Genomic DNA, 26,596 nt, shown 5'->3' on the forward strand with positions numbered 1-26,596 from the left:
GTACTGGCGTTTCTGGATGCCACACTTCCACCCCGGTGACGCGGATGCGATCTCCAACCACGGGCGTCCACCGCCACACGTGTCTGCTGAACCCGCGGTGGATCGAGGCTTAGGGTCGTACCGTGAGCACCTCGCAGGGCACGGCCGCGTCGACCGGTGGCGAGAGCCTCCTGACCGTCGTCGTCGCGTTGACCGCCAACCTGCTGATCGCGGTCGCGAAGACATTCGCTGCCGTCATCACCGGCTCCGCATCGATGATGGCGGAGGCAGCGCACTCCTGGGCGGACACCGGCAACGAGGTCTTCCTCCTGATCGGTGAGCGGCAGGCCGGCAGGCCCGCCGACCGGGCTCATCCGCTGGGCTACGGCCGGGTCGGCTACATCTGGTCGATGTTCGCGGCGTTCGGGTTGTTCACCGTGGGCGCGGCGGTCTCGATCTGGCACGGGATCCAGTCGCTGCGCAACCCGCACGCGGACGACTCGTCGTACGTGTGGGCGTACGCCGTCCTCGCGATCTCCTTCGTCCTGGAAGGCATCTCCTTCCTGCAGGCCCTCCGGCAGACGAGAGCCGGCGCAACGCAACGCCGACTCCGCCCGCTGCGCTACCTGAAGGTCACCTCGAACCCCATGCTGCGCGCGGTGTTCGCCGAAGACCTGTCGGCGCTGATCGGCATCATCATCGCGACGCTCGCCATCACCCTGCACCAACTCACCGGCAACGCGGCCTGGGACGCGATCGGCTCCATCGTGGTCGGCCTGCTGCTTGCCTTCGTCGCCCTGTTCCTGATCAGCCGCAACATGGACTTCCTCACCGGCGAGGCCGTAACCCCACTCGCCCGCAACCGCGCCCTACGAGCCCTCCTCGACCACGACGACATCGAACGAGTCAGCTTCCTCCACATGGAATGGGTAGGCGCCGACAAAATCTTCTTGGTCGCCGCGGTCGACGTCACCGGCAACGCCCCGGAATCCGACGTCGCTGTACGCCTCAACACAGTAGAAGACGCCCTGAACGCCCGCCCAGAAATCGAACGCGCCGTCCTGACCCTCACCCGCCCCGGCGACCCCACAGACCTCCGCCCAGAACAACTCCCACCCTGGTACGTCGAATCCCCCTGAGAGCCGCCTTCAGGCCATCCAAAGATCCGACCTGTCCGGCATCGTCACGGCGATCGGGAGGGGCGCCATGATAGTGCTTGATGATGCCTCGGTGTCGGCCTGGAAAGACATCGCGATCCCCTTGATCCTGGGGGTCCTCGCTGCTGGAATCGCCGCCTCTGGCCGTCGCTGCAAAGTCTTCAGCTGGGTTGGAAGTTCCAGCGTCTGATCCGCCGGGAGCTCGCCGAGATCGACCCCGATCCGCGGGTACCGGCCGGCGGGACGAATTTAGCAAGCTGCGGACCGACCTCAAGATCGACCTTGGCGTCCGGCAACCGCAAGAACGCGAAGCTGCGCTCGCCTGGCCTGAGGAAGAGCGATCGTGACGCAGCGGTGTTTCCAACGCGCAATTGATTCAATTGGTTATCGGGGCCGGATTTTCGCGTATCGGTACTGAATAGTTGACAAGTATGTTCGCGGTTCAGTCTCGAAGAAACGCAGCACCAGGGGATCACAATGCCGGGCCGCCGCGGCCGTAAGAACGACCCGCTCTACCGTGCCCGGCGAACCCTGCACACCGGTGCCGACCTGCTCACCGACAAGCAGGCCGCCCGACTCACGGCCCTGTTCGCCATCGATGAGCACGTCGAGGTCGAGGCCACCTGGGGCATCTACCAGCGGATGATCGCCGCCTACCGGCACCCCGACCCAGCCGCGGGCCGCGAGCTGATGGTCAAACTGATCGAGTCGCTCAGCGCCGGCGTCCCCAGGCCGCTGGTCGAGATCGCCAAGCACGGCCACACCCTGAGCAAGTGAGCCGCTGACGTACTCATTCAGACCCCGACTACACCCTGCATTGGTGAAGAGCCGCTCTTCCTGGGGGTCGGCCAAAGATACGACGGAAACCGGCAACCAGTGATCTTGAGTTGAACTTGCCGCAGGTGAGGTGCTCGGGCGGATCGGCGTCGGCTGCCCGACCAGGGACAGCGATGCGCAAACGCGGCCGGAGGCCCGATCTTGTGTCACCGTTCGCAGTGGACTTCTTCGCGTACCCGCTCCGATCGGTCAACGGCGCACCCGATAGCGCAGGTGAAGCACCCGGTTGCCCTGAATCACCACGTCAGGATCCTCCAACAGGTGCTGCGCGTCGACCGACCCGAAGTAGCGCTTGCCGGACCCGAACACGACGGGTACGACGTCCATGCGCACCTCGTCGATCAGGCCCGCGGCAAGCACCTGGCCACCGACCTCGCCGGCGGCGACCTCGACCATGCGGTCACCCGCAAGCTCCTGCGCCTTGGCCACGGCTGCCTCGACGCCGTCGACGAAGTGAAACGGCGCCTCGGGGTCCCAGCCCTCGGGCTTCGGCCGGTGCGTCACGACGACCACGTGGTCGATCCCGCCCGGAGGCTTCCCGTCCCAGCCGTCGGTTATGTCGAAGACGTGGCGGCCGACGAGTGTCGCCCCGATCTGGTCCCAGTACGCCCGGGTGTAGTCGTAGGACACCTGCGACACCTTTAACTCGCCGCTCTCGTCCAACGGGACGTCACCGCTGGACAACCAGTCGAACAGCGGTCCGGGCTGGTCATTCTCGTCCGCGACGAAGCCGTCCACCGACACCGAGCTGTACATGACCACCTTGCCCACGGGGCTCTCCTCTGCTTTGGGGTGCCCCCAAATTAGCGGTGTCGTGAGCTGTCGCTCTTGTAAGAAATCAATCGGCCGGCAGCGGCCAGCCGTCCAGCGCGTGGCCGGGATGTTCGCGCAGGAACCGCCGCCGGACTTCGACGTACCGGGTCGGCGTGAGCCCGGTGAACGCCCGGAACTCGTGGCCGAAGTGGGCCTGGTCGAAGTAGCCTGCGCCAGCGGCGAGGTCGCCCCAGTCGATCGGTCCGGCGGGGTTGATCGCGAACACGGTGGCGGCGAAGCGGTAGGTGCGCGCCAGCCGCTTCGGCGTGACGCCGATGAGCTCCTTGAACCGCTGTGCCAGATGAGTGGTGCTGACACCGGCTGCCACGCTCAGGTCGCCGATCGCCACCGCCCCGCTGGTCGTCGCGATGACGCTGCTCGTATGGCGGGACCAGCCCCAGGCCGGCGGTCTCGCACAGCCGTCGCATCAGCTCCCCCTCGAGCAGCGTCAGCATCTCGTGCGGTCCGTCCGCCGTGGCCAGCCGGTCTCGCAGCTCAGCAATGGCGGGACGGCCCCAAACCTGCTCTACCGTCACCGGCCGGTCACACAGCTCGGCCGCGGGCATCGGTAGGAACGGCGCCGGCCCCCACGGCTTGAAGTGCACGCCAACGGACCGGGTCCGGAGTGGAGCCGAACTCCAACGCGCGGGTGGGCATGGTGACCACGCAGCCGTCGGCGTACTCGGCCGTCTCGATGTCGGTGCCGGCGCGGATGCGGAACGGCGCCCCGAGGTTGACGATGAGCAACGCTGACGGCATCGGCGGCAGCGTCAGCCGGGCGTACGGCGGCGCACCCTCCAGGTAGTAAAGGTCGTCGATCAGCCCGTCCAGCGGCGGTCGCGGCACTCTGGACACGTACTCCATGCCCACAGCATCGCCGACGCCCCGTCGGCATCCCGCGCCGGGATGGTCCAGCCGCGCTGCCGCCAGCATCGAGCCGGCGCCGATCCCGGACCAGCGCGGCCGGCCGCGAACATTTGCGTGGGTTACGCGTGCTGCGTGAGCGATGGAGGATTCTCGGCCCTCCAGTTTCGCCCTGCAAGGGAGAGGCGCTAAACCAACCCTCTGCTGCGTTACCGTGCCCTGCTACGCGGCCGCGGGCTGTTCGCCGCCAAAGTCGACCTCGTCCAGCGCGGGGTCGAACACGTCCGGCGGGATGTGGAGTTCGTCGGTTGCGTAGGCGCCGAACCGGAGGATGTGGGAGGTCAGGTAGGGCGAGAGCTGGGCCAGACCCTCAGCGGTCACCTGCCACCCCCCGGCAACCAGCTGCCGGATGACCTCCATCATGTCGATCGCGGTCTGGAACACGATCAGGTTGCACAGCAGCGAGTTCCATTTGACCGACTTTTCCTGCTCGGCCGGGTCGTTCTCGGCGATCACGCCCTGGTTGCCGAACCGGGGTCTAGGCGGAGAACCCGTTGTAGGCCTCGGCCTTGTTGGTGGCCGCGCGACAATCGGCGCGTCAGCGTCACCGAAGACACTTTGCATCGTGAAGAGCCCGGAAACACGTCACGGCGACACACAGCGGGTCCATATTTGGTCCGGCCAAAGCGCTGCCCGGTCCCTGGTGGGCAGCCGCGATCGCTCCGGTGAGGGCGCCCTCCGAGCACTCCCCACCGCCACCGCTACCGGCCTCGGACGGCCGCGAAAACCCACCGACTCCGGGGAGTCCCTGGCCGAGCCTGGTCCCGCACTCATGTCTCCTTTCCTGGCATGACCCCGATCGGTCGCTCTCATCCGTGAAGACCACCCCGAGCTGTGACACCTCGATCTCGGAGACCAGCAGGCAACCGATACCCCACGTCCCGGAGCGCGGTATCAAGCGCGCTTGAAGGAGGCTCCGATAGGTGTGACCACCTCCAGGGCTCATCGCACAAAGCAACTGATTGCTGCTGCAGGGCTTTCCATCGCCCTGTCATTCACAGCGTTGCTGTCGCCTGGAACCGACGCCGCGGCCGTTCCCCAAGATCGATGCTGGCCCCGCACCGACACCAGCCCGTGGAGGGGCTCATCTTTGGACCCTCCCGACGTACGCGGCCTGTCGGTGGAAGCGGCAGTGGCACGTCTCGGATCCACGAGCTGCATGGTCATGAACGACAGCCCTTCGAAGGTCGACGAGAACGCCGTCGTGGTTGCCCGGCAAGAGGTGCGCAGCACGCCAGACCCCGACGGGGTTGCCCCGGTGGTGGCTCTCTGGCGCGGTGTGGTGGTGCCTGACCTCGTCGGGAAGACGTTGGGCGCCGCAGAAGAGATCGCGGCGCAACTCGCGCTCGTGGTTCGAACGTCGCCGTCCAAGGCGGCTGCGGACTGGACGGTCAGTCGACAGCGACCCGGTGCCGGCGCATACCAAGTGTTCGGTCAGGAGGTCCTACTGATCCTCAGCGAGCCCGTCCAGCCGGTGCCGGTGCCGGTGCCGGTGCTGGTCCCAGATCTGATCGATCACAACGAGGACGAGGCCAAGGCGCTGGTCGAGAAAGCCGAGCTCGTCTACGTGCCACGGATCGTCAAGGACGGCAAGCGTCCCGGCCGCGTGGTGAGCCAACAGCCCCGACCGGGAGAGCTTGTGGATCGCGCCAGTGTGGTGACGGCTGACATCCGTCGGTTGCCCATGATCAAGCCAGTGGTTGTGCCCAATGTGGTCGACCAGACAGAGACGGATGCACGCAGGGCGGTCGAGATCGTCAAGCTGGTGTTCGATCCTAGGATCGTCAAGGACGGTCCCGGACTCGGATTGGTCGTGCGGCAGTCACCCAAAGGCGGTCTCGCGGTAGCGCCCGGCACCGTGGTCACCGTCGAGATCGAACGCGCCTCCGCAGGGCCCGCGCCGGTCCGGACAGTCGTGCCAGACGTCGTCGGACGGCGCGAGCCCTCCGCACGGGAGGCGATCGGGGTGGCTCGACTGAGATTTCAGTCTCGAGTAGTCCGTCCCGGGACGGCCGCGGGGATCGTCTTGAACCAGCGTCCGCCGGCCGGCACCGAGGTCGACGTCGGCAGCGTCGTCGTGGTCGATCTGACCCGCGAGCCGAAACCGAAACTCGTACCAGTTCCTGACCTGCTCAACCGGAGTGAGGACGAGGCGCGCGGCGCGGTCGAGGGCGTCCAGCTGCTCTTTGATCTGATCGGCGGAAGTGATGCGTCGGGTCGGGCGCGTCATGTGATTCGCCAACTACCGCGCGCTGGTGAGCTCGTGCCAACAGGAACGACGGTGACGGTGGAGTTCGCAACCAACGAGTCGACCTGGCCGTCATGGTTGCTGCCGCTGCTGATCGGGTTTGGCCTCCTGGCAGCCGGCACAGCCAACCGCCTTCAGCACCGGCGCCATCCAGACCGCATCCGTCCGCTGCCGGGAGTTGAAGCAGCCGGTCGGTTGCTGACTCCGGCGAGTCCGCACATCCACGAATCCGGCCCAGCACACCGAATCCGCGTCAAGACTCGCCTTGATCGCGGGCGACAGCACCTGCAGGAGAAGTCCGATGGACACCAGTAACCACCGCGTCACGATCATCTCCCACTTCAACCAGACCAGCCGCGACGCCTCGGCTGAGCTGAACGAACTAGTCACCAACAGCAAGGTCCTCGAGCTCGCGCCTCGCCTCGGTCCGGTTGGCCCACTCGTGTCGGGTCCCGTGGCCGGCGCGCTCGCAGAGACCCTCGACCGCGACCTGGGTGCCCCCATCCTGTGGGCCTGGCGGACGCACCGTGACCTCAAGTTGGCGGCGACGGCCACCCTCGCGGGCACTGGCCCCCCCGAGTATGTGACCTTGGCCAGGCACGAAATCTCGTCGATCCATCACCCAGAGGTCGACGTGACCGTCGACCTGCAACCTCCGGTGACCATCACCTTCGATCTCACCTTCCTCTTCAAGCTGGATGCCCTCCTCCTGACCATTCAGAGAGGCCTCCTCATCGGGCTGAGTCCAGCCGCGTGCATGGTCGAACTCACCTTCGGAGCACACGGAATCAACGTCTCCCGCTCCGCAAAGTACGCCCTCGCAGAGTTGGTGACTCTGCCAACCGGCGTGCGACTCCTACCAGTATCGGCCTACGCAGCCGGACGCCAACCACTCTGATCAAGGCAGCATCCAGTGGGATTGCATGTATCTGGAGGTCTGCTGGTGCGGTCCGTCTAGTGAGAGCCCTGAACAGCAGAGGCCCGAACTTGGGGGGACCCAGCATCATGGCAGATTCCGACTTCGACGGCCTTCCGGCCCTCGACGGCGCGGTGACCGCCGTAGCGATCATCGATCACGACGGTAACCCGAACCGGGTCATCGACGACCAACTTCCCTTCGACGTGACCATCAAGTGGACCGTCAAGCCGCCGGCTACAGCCGCGCTGCTCGACGGCCGGTGGACGGTCAAGGTGTACGCGGAGTCGATGGGCCCCGGCCCCGAGGTACTGATCGGCACCGCCGTCGTGGCCGCGAACGGTGGGCCGGTGTACAACGCGTCGATCAACGTCCCGATCGGCACGCTGCCGTCCGACGTACCGCCGGACTCGGGCGTGTACAAGCTCGTGGTGGTGATCACGTACCGGACCAGGCTGAACGTGCTGACAGAGATGGCCGCGTTCAGCGAGGGGCCGATGTTCCTGCTCCGCCGGCCCTGAGGCAGCGGAGCCGGTAGGCGCGGACGCATGGCACCCGGAGGAGGGGCCGAGTGGTGTGCGTCGGCGCTGCCCAGCGGCGTCATCAGATGCGGTGTCGCCGCCGGGCCACCAGGACAAGGCGTGGAAGTCCCGCGAGGAATTTCACTAGGTGCACTGGGAAGCAAAAGCGGACCAACCCGGGAGCCGGAATGGAAGACGACGTCTCACCGGTCACCGCTCTGGTGGCCGCCGCGGCCGGTGGCGAGCAGCGCGCGTGGCGCGAGCTCGTCGGCCGGTACGCGCCGTTGCTGGTGTCCGTCATCCGGCAGTTCCGGCTGACGCCGAGCGAGACTGAGGACGTTGCCCAGACCGTGTGGCTGCGGCTGGTCGAGCACCTGGACAGTCTGCAGGAACCGCGGGCTATCCCGCGGTGGATCATCACGATCGCACGTCGCGAGTCGATCCGGTACCTGTCGTCCGCCCGTCGACTGCGCCCGAACGACCCGCTGGATCCCGAGTATCAGTCGGTCGCGGCCGATACCGGTGAACCTGACGAAGGCCTGCTCCGGGCCGAGCAGCACGAGGTGCTGCTGGCCGGCCTGGCCGAACTGCCACGCCGGCAGCGGGAGTTGCTGCTGTTGCTGCTCGAAGATCCGCAACCGTCGTACGTCGAGATCAGCAAGAGCACGGGCATCCCGGTCGGCAGCATCGGGCCAACCCGGTCACGCGCGCTCGAACGGCTCCGCAGATCTCCACCGGTCAGGGCGTACGTCGCGGTCTCGGAGCGGACCGAACCGTCAGGAGGTGACCGGCATGACGCGACCACGCTGGGATGACGACGAGCGCCTCTTCGAGGATCTCGCAGAGGCTGTCCGCGATACGGCGCCGTTCGCACGCACGATCGCCGAACGGGCCGAGGGCGCGCTGTCCTGGCGGACGATCGACGAGGAACTCCTGCGCGCGACCCTGACCTTCGACTCCTCGCTGGAACCTGCTGCCGGGACCCGGGCCGAACCCGGTGAGACCCGGCTGCTGGTGTTCACCTCCACTCCGCTGTCGGTGGAGCTGGAGGTGACGGACGACCAAGTGGTCGGCCAGATACTGCCGCCTGGCGCGGGCGAGATCCACATCGAGACCTCGGACGGCGCGGAGTACTCCATCAGTGCCAACGAATCGGGCTTCTTCGAACTGCGGTCGCTGCCTGCTGGTGAGGTTCGGTTGCGATGCGACACGGCTACCGGCCGAGTGGTCACCGAATGGGTGCGGCTATGACCGGCGCTCAGGCCCCGAGTGCTATGAAGGACTGCCCAGCCGTGCGCGCCAGCTGGCCGTCGCCGGCCGATGCGAGGGCTTGGGCGAGTGCACCGGCGAGATCGTCCCCGGCCCGCAGCCTGCTATGCAGGCCGAGCATCAGCGACACTGTGGCCGGATCGTTCACCGGTACGACACTCGCCACCACCCCGGACGCTCCCAGTGCGACGAGCGCACTGACCAGACCGAGCAACTCGTCCGCACCACTGGGTCCGCCGAGCGCCGAGCTGCAACTCGACAGCACCACTCGGTGCGGCGCCCGTTCCAGCCGTTCGAGGTCGTACACCGTGAGCGGCCCGTCATCCAGTTGGAGCGCCGAGAACAGCGGGCTGTCAGCGCGGAACGTGCCATGCGCGGCGACATGCACCAACGACGCACCGTCCATCGCTTCCAGCACCGCTTCCGCCCTTGCATCGCCATCGGTGAGCACCACCGCGTCCGGATACATCTCAGAGAGCCGTCGCACCTCCTCTGGTCCTGTCGACAAGTGGGGACCGCCGATCAGTACCACCCGCTCGGTGGACGGCGGGACAGCGTTCCGCGCGCGCAACCATGCCGCCGCTGACGGGGCCACCGACGTCGGCCGGTGCCGTAACGACGGCAGTATGCCCCATGGAACCGCGTGCAGCCGGCCCGTCGGTACGACCACCACCGGGCCGTCCTTCAAATACTTGACCACCTCGCCCAGGAGGGCCGTTTCGAGGCGTGCTCCGATGGCGTCAAGGTCGAGCCGGTGCTTGCCGCGTCCGGTCGCCTCGCGTCGCAGTGCGAACAACGCGTGGGACAGCCGATGAGTCGCCAGGCGGGTGGGACCGACCAGCGTGAGGTAGATGCGGCCACGCGCCGCCACCATGGCGTACAACTGGTCGTCAACGTCGGTGAGCTCGACCAGGCTGCGATTTCCGAGGTGATCGAGCAGGTCGGCACTGCGGAACTGGTCGGGCCGGGCGCCTTTGGTGCCGGGCGTCAGCAAGACCCGGCGGCGTACGGCAGATTCGAGGCGGCGGCGTTCGCGATGCAGTGGGCTGGATCCGAGCCGGTGATCGTAGCTGGTGTCCAGCCGGTAGGTCAGGCTGCGCAGCGCGGCGAGGTCGGCGACCAGGGCGTCGTCCTCGTGCGGCCGGACCGGCGGGATCGCGAGCACCGTGGCGCGCCAGCGTTCGCTCCATTCGAGGACTTGCCGGGCCTTGCCGCGCCGAACGGCGTACCGGAGTGCGATCGCGGCGAGTTCGGCGCCCTGGGCGGTGGCCAGTACGCGCAGTTCGGTGGCGCCGAGGGTGCGCATGTAGATCTCGATCAGGCTCAGACCCTGCCGACAGGCGGCCAGCATCGCGCGCGACCGGCCGTCGCCTTGGTGGAGCGTGGCTTGGGCGAGCCAGCCGGCGCCGCGCGCCCGCAGGCCACGGTTCCGGGCTCCGGCCGCGATTCTCAGGTGGCGTCCGGCCTCGGCCGGGTCGGTCCGCGCGAGAGCGAGCCGGCCGGTCAGCAGATGCGCCTCGGCCGCGAGGTCCGGGTCGAGCCCGTCAAGTTCGGCACTGACCCGTTGGCCGGTGCGCAGCAGGCGTGCCGTACGGTCGCCGCCCGCGTAGCGGGACTGAAGCAGCGCGAGTTCCGCGCGCGCCGCCCACCACGGACGCTGCTGGCGGCGGAACAGCTTCACAGCGTCGCGGCCGCGTCTCTCGGCCAGATCCAGAGCGCCGGCGGCGTGCGCCGCCAGTCCGGCGCAGTACAACAACTCCGCGCGTCGCGCCGTCGAGCCACGCTGCTGTTCGAACCGGTCGAGCGCGCTGTCGATCTCGGTGAGTGCGTCGCGCGCCAGGCCGGCCGCCAGCAGCACCAAACATTTGTTGGCGAACAAGTCCGGCTCGAGGACGCCGAGCTCCTCGACGACCCGTTGTGCGTCGTCGAGGTACAGCAATGCCGTCGGCAGGTCACCGCGGGCGAATGCCGCGGCGCCACGCGCCTGCCGCGTGTCGGCGTACTCGACCAGCTGACCACACTTCGCGAACAACTCCTCGCTGTGGGCGTAGTCGTCGTCGGCGCGGTCGATCGCGCCCATCGCGAGCAGCACCATTGCCCGGTGGGTAAGCGCCCGAGCCTCCCAGACCAAGTCGCCGGTGTCGCTCAGCAACGCGACCGCCTGTTCGGCGTCGGCCAGCGCTTCGGTGTACCGGCCGAGCAGCGCGCCCCATACCCAGACGCGGCGGATCAGGATCCGGCCGGCGAGCACACCGGTCCGGCCGGGCGCGATCGAGTCGAGCGCGGCTACCCCACGTCGGGTGTCACCGGCCATGACATGGGCCACGCCGAGGCTCGCCAGAATGTCCGCCTCGCGGTCGGGATCGGCCGCCTTGCGGGCAGAACGGTGCGCCGCCTTGAGCTCCGCCACCGCCTCACGAATGTCACCGAAATCCCGGTGGACGACACCCGCTGTCTGGTGGGCCACGGCCGCATCGATGTCGGACGGGGAGTTCGCGAGAATCTCGTGGGCGATCCTGAGGGCGTCAGCGGGCCGCGAAAAAGCAAGCGCTTGCAATTCGTCGGCATCCACGACGGAAACCTGCCCTCCCATTACCCAGCCATATTTCCGATCGTAATACGCCGCGCCACCGCATTATCCGAAAGTTTTTGACCAATAGGGAGACCAAAATGCCAGCGGATCAACGCCTCAAAGATGCACTACGCCTCATCCTGGAAAACGACGAAGATGGCGGGGAAGAGCGCTGGCACGGCAAGACGGCCGTGTACCCACCCAACTGGGAGGAACTCGGGTACGTCGGGTACTTCTACCGCCGGGACACCATTCTCGTCCGCACGGAGGACGTAGGCCTGGTGGTCGACGCGTTGCGAGATGCATCGATGCCTGATGACGAACGCAGTCCGATCATTCCCGAAGACGTGGCCATCGACCGGTTGCCAGTGATCGACGGCGTCACTGGTCTGGTCTGGCGCTATGGCAGAACCTTCCGTGCGGTGAAGGCGGCAAGGCGCGGGAGATTCGGGGGCAACGAGTTCGGCGGAGACTACGACGGGCGCTACAACGACGACGATCCGCTGTCGACGCCGAACGTACTGGATCAGCTGGACGAGCGGGTCGGCCTTGGCAAGGCGACGCCAGACCATGGGCTTTCGTACTGCGGCAACGGTCATCCCTGCCCGGCGAGCGAGCCGGCGGTGGTGCCGAGCAAGTCGGCTTGCCCGAAGCCGCCGGTGAGCGACGGGATCTGCTGCGGGACGCACGGATGGGACGGCCATGGCGTGTTGGTGGGTGTCGTCGACGGCGGTCTGGTCGAGGACGCGACGCGGATGTGGCCGTGGATGGCGGGCGTGTGCGGTGACCATGAGGACCCCTTCGTGGCTGGTACCGGACACCTGATCAAGCCCTACGCATGCCACGGGACGTTTGTCGCCGGCTGTGTGCGTTGTACGGCGCCGAAGGCGAAGGTCTGCGTCAAGAAGGCGGAGTACATCGACGGTCAGCCGCACGCGGGAATGGCGTACGAGCACCAAATCATCCGGAAGATGAGCGACCTGATGGACCTGGGCGCGGACATCATCGTCTGCGAGTTCGACGGCTTCACCCGGTTCCATCGCCCGATGCACACTTTCAACGCCTTCTACGACAGGCGTCTGCGCCACTTGAACGTCACCGTAGTCGCTCCGGCCGGAAACGACACGACGCAGGAGCCGACGTTCCCGGCGGCGTACTCGTGGGTGATCGGTGTCGGGGCGCTGTCCGCGGACGGCAACAGCCGCGCCCACTTCTCCAACTATGGCGGTTGGGTCGACGTGTACGCCCCCGGCGAAGACTTGGTCAACGCCTTCGCGGTCGGCGACTACGTTTGCTTCGAAGACGAAGCGCCCCATGAGGTACGACGCTTCGAAGGGCTGGCCAACTGGAGTGGTACGTCGTTCTCGACACCGCTGGTGGCCGGGATGATCGCGGACCGGATGTCCGCGACCGGTGAAAACGCTCCTCTCGCGGCAGAGGCATTGTTGCGCCTCGCCCGCAGCCAGGCAGTGGCGGGGATCGGTCCGGTGCTATTGCCACATCAGGTGTGCGGGACTCCCAAGAAGTCGTGCCATGCCGGATGCGATTGCGCGTGCGGGCACGCGGTGCTGTCATGAAGCATGGCCAGAACGCATCGGATGGAGTGCACGGCCGGCCCAACTGGTCTGCTGTTCGAGTGTCTTGACGGCTGCGGCCGTCGCGTCGTGGTCGACGGGGCAAGTGGAGACCTCACCATCATCGACCACGGCGACCGGATGGCGCTGCACCAAGCGTCAAGCGGCGGTGTCGACCTAGCGTCCCCGATCATCGACTGACGATCCTGTCATCGAGCCGGCGCCAGCCTCCGACTCTCCTTGCTCGGGGACTGGGCTTCGCAACCCGGCCAGCGTCACGGCGACGAGACGCCGTACCGCCGCCTTCGACGGTGCGACGCCGGCCGCGGCCAGCGCATGGACGCAGTACGCCGCCAACTCCTTCGGCGGTACGTCGTTCCGCACCCGTCCGGCAGCGACATCCTCGGCCAGCAACTGCGCCAGGTAGTCGGTGAGGTGCCGGCGGGCTTTCGCGACATCGTCCGCCCGGTGCAACGAGGCGTCGAGGTCAATCTTCGGGTGCTCGCTGCAGATGACGGCGTACGCCTCGAGCACGGCGTCGAGGCGGCCCGTCTGATCTCTGATCGACGACAGTCGGTACAGATGGTTGCCGACCTGGCGCTCATGCCAGGCAAGCAGGATCGTCTCGACGTCGGGGAAGTACTTGTAAAGCGTCGCCCGCCCGAGCCCAGTGCGCTTTGCCACCTCCGACATCGTCACGCCGGTCACCCCACGCTCGACGACCAGCGCGGCCGTCGCATCCAGGGTCGCGTCGCGAACGGCCTGACGGTGCGCCTCGATGGTGTCGTCCCACAGCTTCGGCATGGTGCCAACCATACAGAACGTCGTCTTCCTCGACATTACGTTCTATATGCGACACTATGTATCGCAAACCCCGAATCCTGGCGAAGGAGTCCGCAGATGCCCACCGCCGAGGGATTCGTCAGCACCGATCGGGCCGATCGCTATCTCAGTCAGCTCAGCAGGCATCTCGGCCACGGACCAGGTGGGATCCAGGCCGACACGCGGACGGACGGCAGCTTGTTCCTCGACTTGGGCGACGCGACCTGCGTCCTCTCCGCAACTCCGGCCGGGCTCCGCCTCCACGCGGAATCCTCGGCCGAGGACCAGTTGGCGCAACTTCAACGTCGACTCGCCGGCCGCATCGAGCAGATCGGCCACCGCGACTCCCTCACCGTGCACTGGAGTCCCCCTCCCCCGCCCGCCAACGCTGCCGAGCGTCACACCCCCTCCAGCCACGCCTGACCAGCGTCCAGGCAGAAGCTCCCAGCCGGGAGAGATGGGTGCCGTCAGTCTTCGTACGCCAGGTTGCTGGACAGTTCGAGGTGCGCGTCGGCCTGGTCGCGGAGTTGCTGGGCTTTGTGTTCGAAGGTGGCCACCGCGTCCGCGCCGGCCGCGAAGCGCAGCGGCGGTTCTTTCTGGCTCGCGAGGCTGATCAGGGCGTCGGCGAGCTTGGTCGGGTCGCCGCCCTGCTGACCGTTCATGCTGTTCCAGGCCTCCACCGTTTGCTTGGTGCGCTCGGCGTAGTCGTCGATCGAGGCGTCGGCATAGCTGGTCGACTCCGGAGTCAGCAGCTCAGTGCGGAAGAATCCAGGCTCTACGAGCATCGTGCGAATCCCGAACGGCGCGACCTCCGGTGTCAGCGACTCCATCCAGCCCTCCAGGCCGAACTTCGACGCGGCGTACGCGGTCAAGAATTCCCCGCCCGCCAGACCTGCGGTCGACGAGATCGTGACGACGAGCCCGGAGCGCTGGGCGCGCAGTACCGGAAGGACGGCACGGGTGACGTTGATCGGGCCGAACAGAGTGGTTTCGATCTGCGCCCGGAAGTCCTCGGGGCTGATCTCCTCGAAGAAGCCGGCGTAGAAGTTGCCCGCGTTGTTCACCAGCACGTCGATCCGGCCGAACCGGTCGACGGCAGCCTGGACGGCAGCCTGTGCGGCGGCTGCGTCCGTGACATCGAGACTGACGACCTGGAGGTCGTCGTGGTCACCGATCGCTGAGCGGACTCGCTGGGTGTCGCGTCCCGTCGCCACGACAGCGTCCCCGGCGGCCAGGGCGGCCTTGGCGATGTCGACGCCCATGCCGCGGCCGGCGCCGGTGATGAACCAGACCTTCTTGTCAGTCATACGAGTGCACGTCCTTCTGGGTTGATGTGTACGGCAACGCGGTCACTCTCCACAGAAACAGCCGCCGCGAGCGCGCGGGAGACCCTGTCAAAGGGGCACTGAGAGGGACCCCCAAACCCGGGGAAGCGCTCGTAGAGTGGACGACATGGCCGGCAGGAACGACGACCGCGACACCAGTGGCGACCTTCGTGGCGACGTCCGCACGGACATCCGGGAGTTCCTCACCACCCGCCGGGCCCGGATCAGCCCTGAGCAGGCGGGACTGCCCATCTACGGCGGAGCCCGCCGCCGGGTCTCTGGCCTGCGCCGCGAGGAGGACGCCCTCCTGGCAGGCATCTCGACCGAGTACTACACCCGGCTCGAGCGCGGCAACGCCACCGGTATGTCCGAAGGCGTCATCGACGGCATCGCCCACGCGCTGCAGCTCGACGAGGCTGAACGGACCCACCTGCTCGACCTTCTCCGCGCCGCAGGTACGACCCGTCGCCCGCCGCGCCGCCGACCGACCCCGCAGCGCGTCCGGCCCACGGTGCAGCGCGTGCTGGACTCGATGAACGGCACGCCTGCATTCGTGCTTAACGGACGACTCGACGTGCTGACCGCCAACGCGCTCGGCTACGCGTTGTTCGCGCCGATCTACGCCGATCCGGTCAGGCCACCGAACAACGCCCGGTTCGTCTTCCTCGACCCGCACGCCGGCGAGTTCTTCCGGGACTGGGACACAGTCGCCAACGTCACCGTCGCTCTGCTGCGCGCCGAGGTCGGACGCGACCCGTACGACCGGCAACTGTCTGATCTGATCGGGGAACTGTCCACCCGCAGCGAAGACTTCCGGGGCCGATGGGCCGCGCACAACGTCCGGATCCACACCACCGGAATCAAGCTCCTCCACCACCCGGTCGTGGGAGACCTTGACCTACCGTTCGAGTCCTTCCCGCTGGCGTCCGACCCCAGCCAGAGCCTTCTCACCTACACCGCCGAGCCCGGATCCCCGTCACGTGACGCCCTGAACCTTCTCGCCAGCTGGACCGCGACTACCAACATCGAGCAGCCAGCGTCGACGTCTGATTGAGCCAGGCCGACCCGGCGAGCCCGTCGCATGAGAGCCCACTACGTTTCAGCGCGTACCCGCCCCCGCAGCTGCTACACCGGAGGAGCTCATCCTCTTCTGGGTGTGTCGATCGGCTACGAGGACGTCTCAGGAATGTCTGCGCTCGCATCTAGGCTGCGAGCATGAACCGCATCGACCGCTTGTACGCCCTGGTCGAGGAGCTGCGGGCGGCAGGACCGCGCGGTCGTACGGCGCGGCAGCTGGCCGGGCACTTCGAGGTAAGCCTCCGCACCATCGAGCGCGACCTGAGTGCGCTCGGGCAGGCCGGCGTCCCGCTCGCGACCAAGACGGGCAGAGCGGGCGGGTTCACGCTGGATCGCTCGATGAGCCTGCCGCCGCTGAACTTCACTCCTCGCGAGGCGGCGGCCGTCGCGGTGGCGCTGAGCCGTAGCGAGCACGTGCTCTTCAAGGAGGACGCCCGCAGGGCGCTGCAGAAGATCGTGGCGGCAATGCCGGAGCGGGCGCTCGCGGAGGCACGCAGTACTGCCGAGAAAGTGCGGCTGCTGGTTCACCCGGTGCCCGACCCCGACGCCGAGATTGCCGAGACGATCTGGCGCGCCGTGCGCGACAACAACGTGCTGCGCATCCGCTACATCGATGTCGGCGGAGTCGAGACGGAGCGCGAGGTCGAGCCTCAGCACGTCGTGGTCGGACCCAATGGCTCGTACTTGACGGCCTGGTGCCATCTGCGGCGCGACGACCGGGTGTTCCGCATGGACCGCATCACCCGTGCCGAGAGAGTGCCGTCGCTGCCGCGCCCGCAGCGCGCAGTACCGGAGCTGCTCGTCGACGGCCACGAGACGAAGCTGCCGGCGTCGGCGTTGCATCCCGAAGATCTTCTGCCAAACACCGACATAGGGCTGTCGCGGAAGGCCGAGACGGTGGGTGTGACCCGCCGCGCCGGCGGGTGATCCGAAGCAGAAGGAGATACCCATGAGCAACCCCACTCCCGGGACGCTGGCCTGGTTCGAGGTCGCCACCAGCGACCCCGACGGCGCCGAGAAGTTTTACGGCAGCCTCTTCGACTGGAGCTTCGAGGCCGACAGCCCCGCGGCATCAGGCGGCATGGACTACCGCAACATCAAGGCCTCCGGTGCGGACGGCCCGATGGGCGGCATCTTCGGCACCCGCGGCCAGGAGCCCGGCCACGCCGTGTTCTACATCCTGGTCGCCGACGTCGAGGCCACCTGCGCCGATGCCGAGCAGCTCGGCGGCTCGGTGCTGAGCAAGCACCTCGCCCCCGGCCCAGGCGCGCCGACGTTCGCCTACCTGCGCGACCCGGCGGGCAACAAGTTCGGCGTCTTCACTCCACCGGCGGCCTGATGGCAGGAACCGGGAAGGGCGCGTCCCCGTCGGAGCCATCCGCCGGGGACGACGCTCGCGACCTTTACGAGGAACTCACCGACGACCTGCTCTACGACCCCGCCATCGGCAGGGCAACGATGATGGGCTACCCGTGCGTGCGGCTGGCCGGGCGATTCCTCGCGTCCTACGACGACAAGGCGGGCTCTCTGGTCGTGAAGCTGCCTCGCGAGCGGGTTGCCGAGTTGGTCGACAATGGCCACGGTGACCCGTTCGCCCCCGCCGGCAAGGTTTTCCGCGAGTGGATCTCGATCCCCACGGTCGATCCCGAGCTCTGGCGCACCCTCCTCACCGAGGCCGTCGACTTCGCGCGAAAGTCACTACACGACGAGCGGTGAGTGGCGACGTACCCCGCCGCCGCCAGTAACTGGATTGCATCACCAGGTTGCTTCGAACTGGACACCGTCACTAGGTCAAAGGCTCAGTGACGTTGGATATCGAGCCAGGTGAGGGCTCCGTTTTGAATGGCATCGTGCCTGGAAGCTTCTGGGCGACAGTCCATAGCTGGAGGCGCCAGACGGACTGGCTCAGCGGGTGGCGATGCCAGTGGGTGCGGGAGCTGCGGGTGATCTGCATGAATCCTTTACCTATTGGTCGCGGGCGTCTCGGCTGCCCATGAGGCGAGTAGTTGGAGTCGTTCGGCAGACGGCGAGCCCGGTTCGGCGGTGTAGACCAGGACGACCAACCCTGGTTCGGCGGTGACCGCGAGCTCTTCGTAGGCGAGGGTGAGCTCGCCGACGACGGGGTGGTTGAACCGCTTGGTGCCGGTCCCGTGGGTGCGCACGTTGTGGTCGGCCCACAGGTGGCGGAAGGTCTCGCTTCGGGTGGACAGTTCGCCGACGAGGTCCTGCAGGCCGCGGTCGTGCGGGTCGCGGCCTGCCTCGGCGCGCATGATGCCGACACACATCTCGGCAAACAGGTCCCAGTCCGGGTAGAAATCCCGCGAGGCGGGGTCTAGGAACTGGAACCTGGCCAGGTTCGGCGTGCGCCCGCTGTCGCCGATGACCGGTGAGTAGAACGCGCGGCCCAGGGTGTTCGTGGCGAGCAAGTTCTGGTGCGGGTCCCGCACGAACGCGACGCCGTCCTTGATCGCGTCCAGCGCCCACTGCAGGCTGAGCCGCGACGCCGCCTTGCCCGTCGTACGGCGGCGGGGACGGCCCGAGGTCGGGATCCCGTCGGCGGCCCGGGCGAGGTCGAAGAGGTGCGCTCGTTCGGTGTCGTCCAGTTGCAGCGCTCGGGCGAGAGCGTCGAGCACACCCGTGGAGGCACCGGCGATCTGGCCTCGCTCGAGCCGGGCGTAGTACTCGACGCTGAGCCCGGCGATCGTCGCGACCTCGCTGCGCCGCAGACCCGGGACGCGCCTGGAACCGGTGGCCGGGAGCCCGGCCTGATCAGGAGTGATGCGGGCGCGGCGAGTCGTGAGGAACTCGCGTACCTCCTGACGGTTGTCCACGACTACGACAGTAGTCCGCCGGGAGCGGCGACCAAGCGGTCAAGGGTGCCCTGTCAGTACACCCATCAACAGTGACTTCTCCAGCCACGTCCCGTCGCGTTCACTCGTTGAGTGGCCCCCTTCGCTGGGGTTTCACCATCGATATGAGGAGGAGCGCGCGATGCGCCAGGTAGTCATGCACGGCCCCGGGGACGTACGGGTCGAGGACCGCGAGGACCCGAGCATCGTCGAGCCGACCGACGCGATCATCCGCCTGTCGGCGACCTGCATCTGCGGCAGCGACCTGTGGCCCTACCGTGGCGCCGAGCCCGTGGACCACCAGGTCATGGGTCACGAGTACGTCGGCGTGGTCGAGGAGGTGGGTCCGGACGTGCGCACGGTCAAGGTCGGCGATTTCGTCGTCGGCTCGTTCTGGGCCTCCGACAACACCTGTGAGATCTGCCAGGCCGGCTACCAGGCCTACTGTGTGCACCGCGTCCTGATGGGCACGATCGGTACCCAGTCCGAGCGGGCGCGCATCCCGCTGGCCGACGGCACCCTCGTCGCCACTCCAGGGATGCCCGATCCCGACCTGATCCCGTCGCTGATGGCCGCCTCGGACGTACTCGGCACCGGCTGGTTCGCCGCTGTCGCCGCCCAGGCCGGCCCGGGAAAGACAGTCGCGGTCGTCGGCGACGGCGCCGTCGGACTGCTGGGGATCCTGGCCGCCAAGCAGCTCGGTGCCGAGCGGGTCATCGCGTTCAGCCGCCACGCCGATCGCCAAGCCCTGGCCAAGGAGTTCGGCGCCACCGACATCGTCGAAGAGCGGGGAGACGACGGCGTGGCCCGCGTCAAGGACCTCACCGACGGACTCGGCGCCCACTCGGTCATCGAGGCGGTCGGCACGCAGGAAGCCATGATGCAGGCCATCCACTCCACCAGGCCGGGCGGCCACGTCGGGTTCGTCGGCGTCTCCCACGACGTCGCCATACCCGGTGACGAACTGTTCATGGCCGGCGTCCACATCCACGGCGGCCCCGCCCCCGTCCGGCATTACCTGCCCGAACTCGTCCAGCTCATCTGGGACCGCAAGATCAACCCCGGCAAGGTCTTCGACCTCACCCTGCCCCTAGACCGCGCCGCCGAGGGTTACCAAGCCATGGACCAGCGGACCGCTACCAAGGTCCTGCTCACCGTCTGATCCAGCCAACCATGCCTGCCACGAGAGGGACCGATGAGGGGCTTGCGCTCTACCGCCGTCGCGGTGCTGGCCTCGATCGTCGTGTTGACGGTGGCTGCCTGCGGAACCGACGCAACCACCGGCGACGCCAGTCGACCCGCGACACCGACCAGCAGCGCTCCGGTCGACCCGCCGACCGGATCGCCGTCCGAGGGTCAGCGATCCAGCCGGCCCGGCACGCGCAGCACCGAAGGGGACGGGATGAGAGTTCAAATCACGATCGGTGAGCAGCATTTCCAGGCCACCCTCGACGACAGCGCCGCCAGCCGCGATCTGGCAGCGCGCCTGCCACTCACCGTCGAGATGAGCGACCACGGTGGCGTGGAGAAGACAGGTCGTCTGCCGTCACCGCTGTCCCTGGACGGTCAGCCGGCCGGCGCCGACCCCGATGTCGGCGACGTCGGCTACTACGCCCCCGCCAACGATCTCGTCCTCTACTACGGCGACCAGTCCTATTACGACGGCATCGTCGTCCTCGGCCGCATGCACGATGACGCCGCCGAGCGCATCGCGGCCATGGAAGGCTCCATCACCGTCCAGCTCCAGCGCTGACACCACCCGAAACTCGAAGAGGCATGATGCAACAGGCCCCGTTGCCCCCGGACGTCACCTGGTCGACGCCACCGCTGCTGAAAGCACGCCGCCAGGCTCAACTGACCAGCGGGCTGGTCGCGACCGTGGTGTTCCTGACCGCTATCGCGCCGCTGGCCACCGACATGTACGTCCCGGCGTTCCCGCAGGTCGCCGGCGACCTGTCCAGTACCGCGACGCAGGTCCAGTTGACCTTGACAACGTTCTTCGTCGGCATGGCGCTCGGCCAGCTGATCGGAGGGCCGGTTTCGGACCAACGCGGCCGCCGGATCCCGTTGCTCGCGGCACTGCTGGCCATGACCGCGGCCTCGATCGTGTGCGCCCTCGCGCCGACCATCGCGGTGATGACGGTGGCCCGGCTCGTCCAGGGCTTCGCCGGCGGATGGGCAATGGTGATCGGGCGGGCGATCATCGTCGACCTGGCCACCGGCGTCCGGCTGGTCCGGGTACTGAACGTCATTGCCGCGGTCGGCGGCATCGCCCCCATCGTCGGCCCGCTCCTCGGCGGACTCATCCTGCAACTGTCCCACTGGCGGGTCTCGTTCTGGCTAGTCGCAGTGCTCGGTCTTGCGATGACCTTCGCGGCCCTGGTCGCCGTTCCCGAATCGCTCCCGCACGAGCGCCGTCACGCGGGCGGGCTGCGGAATTTTCTCGCCGCTGGGCGCATCGTCCTGGGTAACCGGGAGTATGTCGGCTACCTGGTGGTCGCCGGGGCCGCGATGGGTGCGCTGTTCGCCTACGTCGCCACGTCCGCGTTCGTCCTGCAGACCATGAACGGGCTCTCGCCTATCGCGTACTCCATCGACTTCGCGGCCAACGCCGTCGGGATGACGGCGGCCGCGTTGATCGCGGCCCGACTCGCCGGACGGGTCTCCACCCGAAAGCTCATCCTGACCGGGCAGATCGCCGCTCTGGCCGCGGGCATTGCCATGCTGGCCGGCGCCCTGTGGCTCGGCACGCCACTGCTCCTCGCGCTCGTGTGCTTCTTCGTCCTGATGAGCGCACAAGGCCTGATGATCCCCAACGGCGGCGCCCTCGCGTCCGCCGCCGTCCCCGAACACCCCGGCACCGGATCCGCCCTGCAGGGCTTCGTCCAATGGGTCGCCGCGGGAACGATCGCACCGATCGCCGGCCTCGGCGGCGCGACGACAGCCGTTCCGATGGCCACCCTCATGACCGGCGGCGCGATCGCCTCCATGGTCGGCCTGCTCGTCGCCGTTCGCGCTACTCGGGCCGTGGGCTATCGCGTGGTGGCGGCGCTGGACTAGGTCGGATTCGCATTGCCGATCTCACCGAACTCAGGGTGGTACGCCCTGCGGGCCGTGCACTTCTCGGGCCCACAGCCAGTCGACGGTGCGGTCGACGCCCCGGGCGAGGTGGCGGCGGTAGGTGGTGAAGGGTAGGCCGAGCACCTCGGCGGCGCGTTCCTGGGTGGCGGCGGGTCGTAGGAAGGTGCGGTCTATGGCCCGGAAGGGTCTGTCGTCACGGGGGTCGGCCTGGAGCGAATCAGCGGCCTCCAGGACGAGGGCACGAAGCGTGTCGGCGGATGAGTCACCGTGGTCGCGGACCAGCCTGGATCGCAGCAGCGGATTGTCGGCGAGCCGATCCGGCCGGTGCAGGAACCGCAGGGCGGCACGGACCGCCTGGGCGAATTCGGGCTGGGAAAGCACCAGTTCCGGGTCGGCGCCGGTAGGCGGTCCGGCCGGGGCGCCGATCTCCCGGTCGGACATCAGCTCCAGCCACTCCAAAGGCCCCAGCCGCCGGAAGTCGTGGGCGAAGACGGCGTAGTGATGGTTGCCGATGTCGTACTCCGCCTCGTGGGCCCGGTGGTAGTCGATGTAGGCGAAGAAGGGTTCCCAGAAGGCTGCGTCCTCGTAACACGCGATGAAGTCCCACGACAGGCGCGGGGTGGTGAGGATGTGCTGGATGTGCCACGCGGTGATCACGTTGTTCGACGCAGACGGACTTTGGTAGGCATCGCGATCCATCAAGAACCTGGCCGCATGAACACTCTCGCCTGGCCGCGGCGGGCCGTGTCGCTGCGCGTACTCCCAGATCGCCGCGGCGCCGGGGTCGGCGGCGAGATCCGACTCGCCGGCCTGATCGAGGGTGATCGCCCCGCCGTACCCGATCGGCTCGCCTGTTCCGGCGCGGATGGCAATGAACGTCGCAGCAGGATGCTCCATCCAGTGCCCCACCAGCTCGGCCTGCTCGGCACTCTGGTGCCTCCTGGTCATCGCGAGGATCGGAGTACGGTCCTCGTCGCGAAGCTCGTCCGGGAACGCGTGACCGAAGGATTCCCAGTCCCAGAAGCTCCGCATCGCCGGGTTGTTGCGGTGCAGGAAGATGATGTCGGCAGCCCACCGGTGCTGTTCCAGTCCCCTGGTACGGCGTGCCTGCTCCACCAGGTGCCGACGTACCCGCCGGTGCAGGTCGGCGTACGAGGCGCGGTCCCGCCAGCGCAGATCCGCGTCGAGGACATCCCGCGCCACGTCGTGCGGGAACACGCCGTACGGGTCCTCCTCGATGAACGACAGCCCGCGCAGCCAGCCGAACAGCTCATGCGTGTCGTCGCCGCCGAGCGCCGTACGCAGCAGGTCCTCCGTGGTGAACCGGGCGTGTGCGCAGGCCTCCAACGCTTCCCGGTGCCGTGGGCTGGGGACCCACTCGACGAAGTGTTCGAGCAGTACCCGAACCACATCCGGCGTTTCCTGCAGGGACAAGCCCGGCGCGAGGGCACCACGGTGCTGCTCGACGACGTCCGCCAGCAGGGACAAGGCGAGCGGATGCCCGTGAGTCATCTCGAGCACCCGTCGATGCAAGTCCTCGGGCACACCTGCGGCGTCGAGGTAGGACCGTGCGTCGTCGGGTTGCAGGTTGCGCAGGGCAACTACTCGCAACAGCTCGCCCCAGCCGGGATCGCTCGCCCACTGCGGCGAAGGCGGCGTACGCCCGGCCACCACGACCAGCGCGCCCGCGGGCAACTCCGGCAGGAACTCCTCACGCAGCCAGTTGTCCAGAGGCACCAACTGCTCGTAGGTGTCGATGAAGAGAATCGGGCGACGGTGCGTAGCGAAGCTCTCCAGTGGTGCTGCTCGTTCCGGCAGGCCGAGGGCCGCGCCGAGTGCGGCGTAGAACGCGGGCGGCGACGGCTCGATCGTCCGGGCGTCCAGCCGCACCGCCGTAGCACCCGCCTCCTCGGCGGCCTCGGCGAGAGCGCCGAGCAAAGCGGTCTTCCCGATCCCACCCGGCCCGTGAACGAACAGCACAGTGAAGCCGGACTCGTCCGACGTCAACGCAGTCCGGAACAACTCGAGCTCACAGGTCCGCCCGACGAACCGCCGGCGCCGCGCCTGCCGAAGCCGATCCGCAAGTGTGATCGCACCGAGCTGTGCCGACTTGTCACGGCTCGCCATGCGCTACCCCCTTCGACGCTCCGAAGCATCCTCGTGCGCCGCGCCTCAGTCCAACCTGCCTCTCGCCCGGCGGGCGGTCAAGACGGCTGGGCATCCCGTACGGCGTTCGGACAGTGATTGGACAGTGATTGGCCTGGAAGGTGAGCACTCCGATGCCGCACTCTTCCTGCACACAGACAGCTCCGGAGGTGTGACATGGCGGAAATCCTCGTGCTGGGCGCCGGTCTGAACGGCCTGGTCACCGCGATGCTGCTGGCCCACGACGGCCACAGCGTGACGATCCTGGAACGCGACGACGCCCCGCCCCGCGACGATGCCGAGAACGCCTGGCTCGAGTGGCACCGGCCGGGCGTCAACCAGTTCCGCCAGTTGCACTTCATGCTGCCCCGCTGGCGGGCGCTGATGCAGCAGGAACTGCCGGCCGTGCTCGAGCAGGTGATCGCCTTCGGCGGCTCCCGCCTGAACGTGTTCGCTGAACTTCCCCCCGACCTGACTGGCGGCTGGCGCGCCGGCGACGAGCGGTTCGAGACGGTGACGGCCCGGCGTCCGGTCCTCGAGGCAGCAGCCGCAACCGTCGGCCAGAGAAGCCACGGCGTCTCGATCCGCCGCGGCGTCAAGGTCACCGGATTGCTCACCGGGCCCCGAGTGATCGCAGCAGCGCCACATGTAACCGGTGTCGTGATCGACGGCGGCGCAGTACTCCGTGCCGATCTCGTCGTCGACGCGGCAGGGCGACGATCGCCCGTCGGCGCCATGATCGAGTCCGCCGGAGGCCGCCGCCCCGACGAGGAGCTCGAGGACTCAGGATTCGTGTACTACGCCCGCCATTTCCGTTCGGCAGACGGGTCCCGCCCCACCGCCCTCGGCCCACTGCTCCAGCACTTCGACAGCGTGTCGGTCCTGACCCTTCCCGGGGACAACGACACCTGGGGCGTCGGGTTCACCACGTCCGCGCGGGACAAGCAGTTGCGCGGGCTGCGCGACGCCTCCGCCTGGCAGGCCGCGTTGAAGCTCTACCCGACCGCCGCCCACTGGGGCGAGGCCGACCCGATCACCGACGTACAGGTGATCGCCGGTATCGAGGACCGCTACCACCGGTACGTCGTCGACGGCGAACCGGTGGTCACCGGGCTCGTCGCGATCGGCGACGCGTGGGCTTGCACCAACCCCTCGCTCGGGCGCGGCGCGTCGATCGGGATGCTGCACGCCTGCGCGCTCCGTGACCTGCTCCGCGACGTCAGCCCGGACCAGCCGGAGAAGCTCGTCCGGCGGTTCGACGAGATCACCGAGAGCACAGTCACCCCGCTGTATCGAATGACCCTCGCCTTCGACCGGCACCGCCTGAACGAGATCGCCGCCGACGTCGCCGGCGAGACCTACCAAACCTCAGACGCCAGCTGGGCGATGACCAAAGCGCTGTACGCAGCCGCACAACAAGACCCCGACGTACTGCGTGCCTACGCGTCCGTCGCGTCGATGCTCTGCACTCCCCCGGAGGCACTGGCAGCCCTCGGCATGGTCAGCAAAGTCCTCACTCTCGGCGCCAACGCCCCCCAATACCCGACGCCTGGCCCCACCCGCGCGGAACTCCTCTCCACGATCGCCGGCCCACGCTGACGCCACTGCAACCAGCCGAAACCAGCAGGGAGCTCACCATGCGCTTGGACATCAACGGAACAATCCTCGAGGTCGAGGACCTTGGCGACGGCGAGCCCGTCCTCCTACTCCACGGCTGGCCCGACTGCCACGACGTCTGGCGCCACCAGATCACCCCGCTCGGCGAGGCCGGGTACCGAACCATCGCGCCCGACCTTCGCGGCTTCGGTCACTCCGACAAGCCCGACACCGTCGCGAGCTACGGCATGATCCAGATGGTCAGCGACCTCATCGGACTCCTCGACGTGCTCGGGACACCCCAGGCCCATGTCGTGGGCCACGACTGGGGCGGCGCGATCGGCGCAGTACTCGCCGCCTTGTCGCCCGAACGAGTCACCAGCCTGACCTGCTTGTCAGTCGGCCACCCCGGGGCGTTCGCCGCCGCAGGCTGGGAACAACGCGAGAAGTCGTGGTACATGCTGCTGTTCCAGTTCCCCGGCATCGCCGAACAGTGGCTCGCCGCCGACGACTTCGCCAACCTCCGCAACTGGAGCCGGCACCCTGACATCGACACCGTCGTCGAACATCTCCGCGACCCCGCGGCCCTCACAGCGAGCCTCGCCCTGTACCGGGCGATCCTGCCGCCGGAATCGCTGATCCGGCCTCCGGCAGAGCTCCCGCCCATCCAGGCACCGACCATGGGGCTCTGGAGCACGGACGATCTCGCCATCACCGAACAGGCCCTGACCGGCACCGGCGCCTTCGTCAACGCCCCCTGGCGCTACGAGCGAATCGACAACACCGGCCACTGGCCACAACTCGACGCCCCCGACCGGGTAAACACCCTCCTCCTCGACTTCCTAGCCAACCTCCCCACCCCCGCAGCAGCCCACTGACGCGCCGAACCCG

Annotated in this window: 27 protein-coding genes and 1 pseudogene; 19 read left to right on the forward strand and 9 right to left on the reverse strand. The window is 67.9% G+C overall.

Annotated elements, in window-relative coordinates; translation table 11 throughout:
- The first annotated feature begins 122 nt into the window (after window positions 1–122).
- Both EV648_RS33270 and EV648_RS33275 read left to right on the forward strand, forming a co-directional pair.
- A complete protein-coding gene (locus EV648_RS33270; protein ID WP_132299074.1) occupies window positions 123–1,118 on the forward strand; it encodes a cation diffusion facilitator family transporter in 996 nt (331 codons plus the stop codon).
- A gap of 501 nt (window positions 1,119–1,619) precedes the next feature.
- Window positions 1,620–1,910, forward strand: a pseudogene (locus tag EV648_RS33275) (transposase); the annotation flags it as partial.
- Window positions 1,911–2,162: 252 nt separating this feature from the next.
- Here EV648_RS33275 and EV648_RS33280 read toward each other — a convergent pair.
- The 4 genes from EV648_RS33280 to EV648_RS33290 form a co-directional block, all read right to left on the reverse strand.
- Window positions 2,163–2,744: a dihydrofolate reductase family protein gene (locus tag EV648_RS33280; RefSeq protein ID WP_132299075.1), complete on the reverse strand. Its 582-nt coding sequence runs from the start codon at window positions 2,742–2,744 to the stop codon at window positions 2,163–2,165.
- Window positions 2,745–2,811: 67 nt separating this feature from the next.
- A complete protein-coding gene (locus EV648_RS44415; RefSeq protein WP_241995835.1) occupies window positions 2,812–3,135 on the reverse strand; it encodes a helix-turn-helix domain-containing protein in 324 nt (107 codons plus the stop codon).
- A 194-nt stretch (window positions 3,136–3,329) separates the two neighbouring features.
- Window positions 3,330–3,650 carry a hypothetical protein gene (locus tag EV648_RS44420; RefSeq protein WP_241995836.1) on the reverse strand — a complete coding sequence of 107 codons (321 nt, stop codon included), beginning with the start codon at window positions 3,648–3,650 and terminating at the stop codon, window positions 3,330–3,332.
- 222 nt (window positions 3,651–3,872) lie between these two features.
- Entirely contained in the window at window positions 3,873–4,274 is a 402-nt protein-coding gene (locus EV648_RS33290; protein WP_132299076.1) for a Tn3 family transposase, read from the reverse strand.
- 361 nt (window positions 4,275–4,635) lie between these two features.
- Here EV648_RS33290 and EV648_RS33295 point away from each other — a divergent pair, with 361 nt between their 5' ends.
- From EV648_RS33295 to EV648_RS33315, 5 genes are all read left to right on the forward strand, one after another.
- Complete coding sequence (locus EV648_RS33295; protein WP_132299077.1) at window positions 4,636–6,273, forward strand: PASTA domain-containing protein; 1,638 nt, start codon at window positions 4,636–4,638, stop codon at window positions 6,271–6,273.
- On the forward strand, window positions 6,260–6,856 hold the full coding sequence (locus EV648_RS33300) for a hypothetical protein (RefSeq protein ID WP_132299078.1): 597 nt from the start codon (window positions 6,260–6,262) through the stop codon (window positions 6,854–6,856). The genes EV648_RS33295 and EV648_RS33300 overlap by 14 nt, the downstream gene beginning before the upstream one ends.
- 107 nt (window positions 6,857–6,963) lie before the next feature.
- Entirely contained in the window at window positions 6,964–7,395 is a 432-nt protein-coding gene (locus EV648_RS33305) for a hypothetical protein (RefSeq protein WP_132299079.1), read from the forward strand.
- Between the two features lie 188 nt (window positions 7,396–7,583).
- Entirely contained in the window at window positions 7,584–8,210 is a 627-nt protein-coding gene (locus tag EV648_RS33310) for an RNA polymerase sigma factor (protein ID WP_132299080.1), read from the forward strand.
- The gene (locus EV648_RS33315) at window positions 8,188–8,646 is read left to right on the forward strand and encodes a hypothetical protein (protein ID WP_132299081.1); all 459 of its coding nucleotides are present in this window, start codon (window positions 8,188–8,190) and stop codon (window positions 8,644–8,646) included. Before EV648_RS33310 ends, EV648_RS33315 begins: the two co-directional genes overlap by 23 nt.
- 7 nt (window positions 8,647–8,653) lie before the next feature.
- On the opposite strand, the gene EV648_RS33320 is transcribed toward EV648_RS33315, so the two are convergent.
- Window positions 8,654–11,236 carry a CHAT domain-containing protein gene (locus EV648_RS33320; RefSeq protein WP_132299082.1) on the reverse strand — a complete coding sequence of 861 codons (2,583 nt, stop codon included), beginning with the start codon at window positions 11,234–11,236 and terminating at the stop codon, window positions 8,654–8,656.
- A gap of 281 nt (window positions 11,237–11,517) precedes the next feature.
- On the opposite strand from EV648_RS33320, the gene EV648_RS33325 reads away from it, so the two are divergent.
- Both EV648_RS33325 and EV648_RS33330 read left to right on the forward strand, forming a co-directional pair.
- Entirely contained in the window at window positions 11,518–12,813 is a 1,296-nt protein-coding gene (locus EV648_RS33325; protein WP_158294133.1) for a S8/S53 family peptidase, read from the forward strand.
- A 3-nt stretch (window positions 12,814–12,816) separates the two neighbouring features.
- On the forward strand, window positions 12,817–13,011 hold the full coding sequence (locus EV648_RS33330; protein WP_132299084.1) for a hypothetical protein: 195 nt from the start codon (window positions 12,817–12,819) through the stop codon (window positions 13,009–13,011).
- Here the strand turns inward: EV648_RS33330 and EV648_RS33335 are convergent.
- Complete coding sequence (locus tag EV648_RS33335; RefSeq protein WP_132299085.1) at window positions 12,988–13,614, reverse strand: TetR/AcrR family transcriptional regulator; 627 nt, start codon at window positions 13,612–13,614, stop codon at window positions 12,988–12,990. The genes EV648_RS33330 and EV648_RS33335 overlap by 24 nt on opposite strands.
- 96 nt (window positions 13,615–13,710) lie before the next feature.
- Here EV648_RS33335 and EV648_RS33340 point away from each other — a divergent pair, with 96 nt between their 5' ends.
- Window positions 13,711–14,055 (forward strand): DUF2218 domain-containing protein, encoded by a 345-nt coding sequence (locus EV648_RS33340; RefSeq protein ID WP_132299086.1) that lies wholly within the window; start codon window positions 13,711–13,713, stop codon window positions 14,053–14,055.
- A gap of 44 nt (window positions 14,056–14,099) precedes the next feature.
- Here EV648_RS33340 and EV648_RS33345 read toward each other — a convergent pair whose 3' ends face one another.
- Complete coding sequence (locus EV648_RS33345; RefSeq protein ID WP_132299087.1) at window positions 14,100–14,939, reverse strand: SDR family oxidoreductase; 840 nt, start codon at window positions 14,937–14,939, stop codon at window positions 14,100–14,102.
- A 145-nt stretch (window positions 14,940–15,084) separates the two neighbouring features.
- Between EV648_RS33345 and EV648_RS33350 the strand changes: the two genes are divergently transcribed.
- The 4 genes from EV648_RS33350 to EV648_RS33365 all read left to right on the forward strand — a co-directional run bounded on the left by EV648_RS33350 (window position 15,085) and on the right by EV648_RS33365 (window position 17,750).
- Window positions 15,085–16,011: a helix-turn-helix transcriptional regulator gene (locus EV648_RS33350; protein ID WP_132299088.1), complete on the forward strand. Its 927-nt coding sequence runs from the start codon at window positions 15,085–15,087 to the stop codon at window positions 16,009–16,011.
- A gap of 161 nt (window positions 16,012–16,172) precedes the next feature.
- Window positions 16,173–16,961 (forward strand): YafY family protein, encoded by a 789-nt coding sequence (locus tag EV648_RS33355; protein WP_132299089.1) that lies wholly within the window; start codon window positions 16,173–16,175, stop codon window positions 16,959–16,961.
- Between the two features lie 22 nt (window positions 16,962–16,983).
- Entirely contained in the window at window positions 16,984–17,373 is a 390-nt protein-coding gene (locus EV648_RS33360) for a VOC family protein (RefSeq protein WP_132299090.1), read from the forward strand.
- Window positions 17,373–17,750, forward strand: coding sequence for an MmcQ/YjbR family DNA-binding protein (locus EV648_RS33365; protein WP_132299091.1), 378 nt, complete (start codon window positions 17,373–17,375; stop codon window positions 17,748–17,750). Before EV648_RS33360 ends, EV648_RS33365 begins: the two co-directional genes overlap by 1 nt.
- A 245-nt stretch (window positions 17,751–17,995) precedes the next feature.
- Here the strand turns inward: EV648_RS33365 and EV648_RS33370 are convergent, their stop codons facing one another.
- Complete coding sequence (locus EV648_RS33370; RefSeq protein WP_132299092.1) at window positions 17,996–18,865, reverse strand: helix-turn-helix transcriptional regulator; 870 nt, start codon at window positions 18,863–18,865, stop codon at window positions 17,996–17,998.
- 160 nt (window positions 18,866–19,025) lie between these two features.
- On the opposite strand from EV648_RS33370, the gene EV648_RS33375 reads away from it, so the two are divergent.
- The 3 genes from EV648_RS33375 to EV648_RS33385 all read left to right on the forward strand — a co-directional run bounded on the left by EV648_RS33375 (window position 19,026) and on the right by EV648_RS33385 (window position 21,943).
- Complete coding sequence (locus EV648_RS33375; RefSeq protein ID WP_132299093.1) at window positions 19,026–20,045, forward strand: zinc-dependent alcohol dehydrogenase family protein; 1,020 nt, start codon at window positions 19,026–19,028, stop codon at window positions 20,043–20,045.
- Between the two features lie 240 nt (window positions 20,046–20,285).
- Complete coding sequence (locus EV648_RS44425; protein WP_241995837.1) at window positions 20,286–20,636, forward strand: cyclophilin-like fold protein; 351 nt, start codon at window positions 20,286–20,288, stop codon at window positions 20,634–20,636.
- A 23-nt stretch (window positions 20,637–20,659) separates the two neighbouring features.
- A complete protein-coding gene (locus EV648_RS33385) occupies window positions 20,660–21,943 on the forward strand; it encodes a multidrug effflux MFS transporter (RefSeq protein WP_241995838.1) in 1,284 nt (427 codons plus the stop codon).
- Window positions 21,944–21,973: 30 nt separating this feature from the next.
- Here the strand turns inward: EV648_RS33385 and EV648_RS33390 are convergent, their stop codons facing one another.
- The gene (locus EV648_RS33390; RefSeq protein ID WP_132299095.1) at window positions 21,974–24,091 is read right to left on the reverse strand and encodes an AAA family ATPase; all 2,118 of its coding nucleotides are present in this window, start codon (window positions 24,089–24,091) and stop codon (window positions 21,974–21,976) included.
- 195 nt (window positions 24,092–24,286) lie between these two features.
- On the opposite strand from EV648_RS33390, the gene EV648_RS33395 reads away from it, so the two are divergent.
- Both EV648_RS33395 and EV648_RS33400 read left to right on the forward strand, forming a co-directional pair.
- Window positions 24,287–25,708 (forward strand): NAD(P)/FAD-dependent oxidoreductase, encoded by a 1,422-nt coding sequence (locus tag EV648_RS33395; protein ID WP_132299096.1) that lies wholly within the window; start codon window positions 24,287–24,289, stop codon window positions 25,706–25,708.
- A gap of 38 nt (window positions 25,709–25,746) precedes the next feature.
- Window positions 25,747–26,583, forward strand: coding sequence for an alpha/beta fold hydrolase (locus EV648_RS33400; protein ID WP_132299097.1), 837 nt, complete (start codon window positions 25,747–25,749; stop codon window positions 26,581–26,583).
- The last annotated feature ends 13 nt before the right edge of the window (window positions 26,584–26,596 follow it).

Source organism: Kribbella sp. VKM Ac-2568 (assembly GCF_004345365.1).
Classification (GTDB): Bacteria; Actinomycetota; Actinomycetes; order Propionibacteriales; family Kribbellaceae; genus Kribbella; species Kribbella orskensis.